The organism is Nostocoides vanveenii (assembly GCF_039531165.1).
GTDB classification, from domain to species: domain Bacteria; phylum Actinomycetota; class Actinomycetes; order Actinomycetales; family Dermatophilaceae; genus Nostocoides_A; species Nostocoides_A vanveenii.
In genome coordinates this window covers 1-3,193 of sequence record NZ_BAAAPN010000007.1, presented here as the reverse complement: position 1 = coordinate 3,193, position 3,193 = coordinate 1, and the positions used below count along the sequence as shown (strand labels likewise).

The 3,193-nt window shown below is 70.7% G+C and carries 1 protein-coding gene and 2 pseudogenes; 1 reads left to right on the top strand and 2 read right to left on the bottom strand.

Annotated elements, in window-relative coordinates; all coding sequences use genetic code 11:
- A pseudogene (locus ABD209_RS01365) lies at positions 1-924 on the bottom strand (ISL3 family transposase); the annotation flags it as partial.
- Between the two features lie 171 nt (positions 925-1,095).
- Between ABD209_RS01365 and ABD209_RS01360 the strand changes: the two are divergent.
- Complete coding sequence (locus ABD209_RS01360; RefSeq protein ID WP_344061030.1) at positions 1,096-1,653, top strand: transposase; 558 nt, start codon at positions 1,096-1,098, stop codon at positions 1,651-1,653.
- A 92-nt stretch (positions 1,654-1,745) separates the two neighbouring features.
- Here ABD209_RS01360 and ABD209_RS01355 read toward each other — a convergent pair.
- Positions 1,746-3,190: pseudogene (locus ABD209_RS01355) on the bottom strand (IS1380 family transposase).
- Positions 3,191-3,193 lie beyond the last annotated feature (3 nt).

Here is a 3,193-nt window from a genome sequence, read left to right as displayed (position 1 = left end):
GGCGTTCGCGTTGCCGGTCGGTGAGCAGGTCGGCGCCGGTGTGCAGGGTCCGCCTGGCCCGGTACCGCGGGTCGCCCGTGAGCCCGCGGTGGCCGTGGAGCTCGAACTGGACCCGGCGCCGGCAGCGGTCCAGAGCATCCCCAGCGAGGCGGACGACGTGGAACGGGTCCATCACGGTCACCGCCTCGGGGAGCGCTTCGCTGGTGGCGGTCTTGAACCCGGTGAACCCGTCCATCGCAACGACCTCGATGGCGTCGCGCCACGCCTGTGGCCGGTCGGCGAGCCAGGACTTGAACGCGGCCTTGGACCGTCCTTCGACCATGTCCAACAGGCGGGCGGGGCCGGTGCCGTCGCGGATCGGGGTGAGGTCGATGATGACGGTGACGTACTTGCCGCCCTTGCGGGTGTGCCGCCCACGTGTTCGTCCACCCCGACAACAGCGACGCCGTCGAACCGGGCCGGGTCAGCGATCAGGACCCGTTTCCCCTCGGCCAGGACGGCGTCGTTGGCGGTGTTCCACGCGACCCCGAGCGCCTCGGCGACCCGAGCGACGGTCAGGTGCTGGACGACCAGGCCGGTCAAGGCCCACGCCAACCCGGCCCGGGAGACCTTCGCGCGAGCGTCGGCGGCCTTGCTCGTGTCCTGGCGCCACACGTGACCGCAGCCGCGGCACCGGTAGCGGCGGACCGTCACCGACAGCGTGGTGGGTCGCCACCCGAACGGTTCGTGCGCCAACTCCCGGACCACGCTGTCCCGGGCCGTGCCCTCACAACCGCAGCGTCGACACCATCGGTCATCCTCGACAACACGGCACGCCAGCACCGCCCGATCGGGTTCGACCCGTTGACCGGTCACCACCAGCCCGAGCCCATCGAGGCGGGCGAACGTCGTCAGGTCAGGGCAAGCGAAGGTAGCGTCAACCACGTCGAGGTCCTCCGGATAGGCAGTGTCAGAACTTCCAACCTCAGGGGGCCTCGACCCCTACCCAGCGACCGACGCGCCGCCCAGCCCTACACCCTTATCTGTGATGAGCCTGCAACGGGATACTTGGACTTACGACAGTTCAAAGTTCCTGAGCGGGAAGGCACTCCGTAGGTGAAGCGTACTTCGTGGTCGAGCGGGTTGGCGGTATCGGGTGACGGGTCGGGCGTGGTCGCCCACGCGGGCAGTGTCGCGGTGCGGCTGCTGGCTGATCGGGTCGGCCTGACCGAGACGCTCTCGACGGCCCTGGCGCGGCGCGGTTTCGTCCCGGGTCATGACCGGGGCCGGGTGCTGGTGGATGTGGCCACGATGCTGGTCGCCGGTGGTGAAGCGATCTCGGATATAGACACGCTGCGTCACCACGACCATGTGCTCGGGCCGGTGGCGTCGCCGGCGACGGTGTGGCGCGCGTTGGACGAGCTGGCCGATACCTCGGCGACGCGGGTCGCGGCCGCGCGGGCCAAGGCCAGGGCGCGGGTCTGGGGGTTGCTGCCGGGCGGGCTCCCGGCCGCGCGGGTGGCCGACAGCACGTTGCCGAAGGATCTGGTCGTGCTGGATGTCGACGCCACGATCGTGATCGCCCACTCGGAGAAGGAACACGCGGCGCGGACGTTTAAGCCTCGATCCACCGATGAGCCTTCGGTTGTCGGTGTGATGCTGTCCGCGGGCTGAGGATCGTGTTGGGGTGTGGGTGATCGCCCGACCTCGCTGTCGGGGTGTTCCACGTCGGGGTTGCTCGGGTCGCGCCGTTACTGGCTGGGTGGTCAGGGCAGTGCCGTTAGGGGCGGGTCGGCGACGCGGTCGAACAGTCGCGTCCACGCGTCGCGCCAGGGCCACGACTGGGGCAGGTGCAGGGTGATCCGCCTGGCGGATGACGCGACCCGGGCCGGGACGTGGATCAGCTTGCGTCGCACGGTCGCAGTGGTGGCTTTCGCGATCTTGGGCGCCGCTGTGAGGGTGGCCGCGGCGCGGGTGAGGTTGAATGCGATGACCGCGAGCACGAGCCAGGCGGCGTTGGCGGTGAACGTCCCGGAGGGTAGGTGCGCCAGCGCGGAAGCCTTGAGGTCGGCGTGGACCTGCTCGATGATGGCGTGTCCGCGGTGGATCTTGTCGGCAGCGACGGTGTCGAGCGCGTCCTTGGGGGCGGTGGTGAAGAACGCGTGGAAGCGCCACACGTCGAACAGGGTGCCCTGCCCGGCGGCCTTCTTCTTGTCGGCGTGCACGTCGGGGATGCGGCGCACGACCAGCCGGCCCTGGACGCGGTCGGCCTTCTTCTTGGACGCGAACGCGGTGAACGGCACCTCGGCGACCTCCGCCTTGGAGATCCACGTGCCGCTCGCCTCGTCGAAGATCGCGTCCGGGTATTTGATCGTGGTCCACGCGGCCTCGTCGATGCCGGCGATCGCGGCCTTGACCGGGCTGGTGGCGCGCACCGTGACGGACAGGTGGGCGCCGCCGGTGATCGCGGCATGGACGGCGTCGCGGCCGTAGTAGGCCGAGTCCATCCGGACCAGGACCGGCGCCTTCGGCCCGAGCAGGCGGCGGGCCTGCTTGACGGCGTCACCGACTAGGCGTTTCGCGCCGCGGGGCGACCCGCAGGAGCCTTTGCGCAGCCGCTGCGCCACGACCAGGGGCGCCGACCCGGGCACCGTCAACGTGGCAAGGAGCGCGTTCAGGCCTCGGACCCGGGTGTAGCCGAATCCGGCGCCCTGCTTGGCGTGGCCGTGGACCTCGATGATCGTGTCGTCCACGTCGACGACGGCGTACCCGCCGTCCGCTCCCGCCTCGTCGCCAGCGGGCAATGGTGCCGGGACCGTCGGGGTTAGCCCGGCCAGGGGGCCAACGCGAGCAGGAACCTGGCGGCGACCGCGTCGAGCTGGCGGACGTGCCCGAAGGTGAAGGTGCGCAGGAACGAGCCGAGCGTCGAGGGCGCGTACGCGCGGGCGAAGATCCGGCCCATCCCGCCGTGGCGCAGCAGCGCCATGTCATCGATGCTGTCGGCGCCGGCGACCATCCCCGCCACGAGCGAGGCCACCTTCAACCCGGCGTTCGCGCCCTTGTCCGTCGGCACGCTCAGGTGCTCATCCGCCAGGCGACGCAGCCCCGCCCGGTCCGCCAGCGTCAGGAGCGGGACCAGCCCGGCGGACGACACGAGATTCGGGTCGTCGAACACCGCCGACGTCCGGGTGAGGGTGTGAGAGAGTTTCACCTA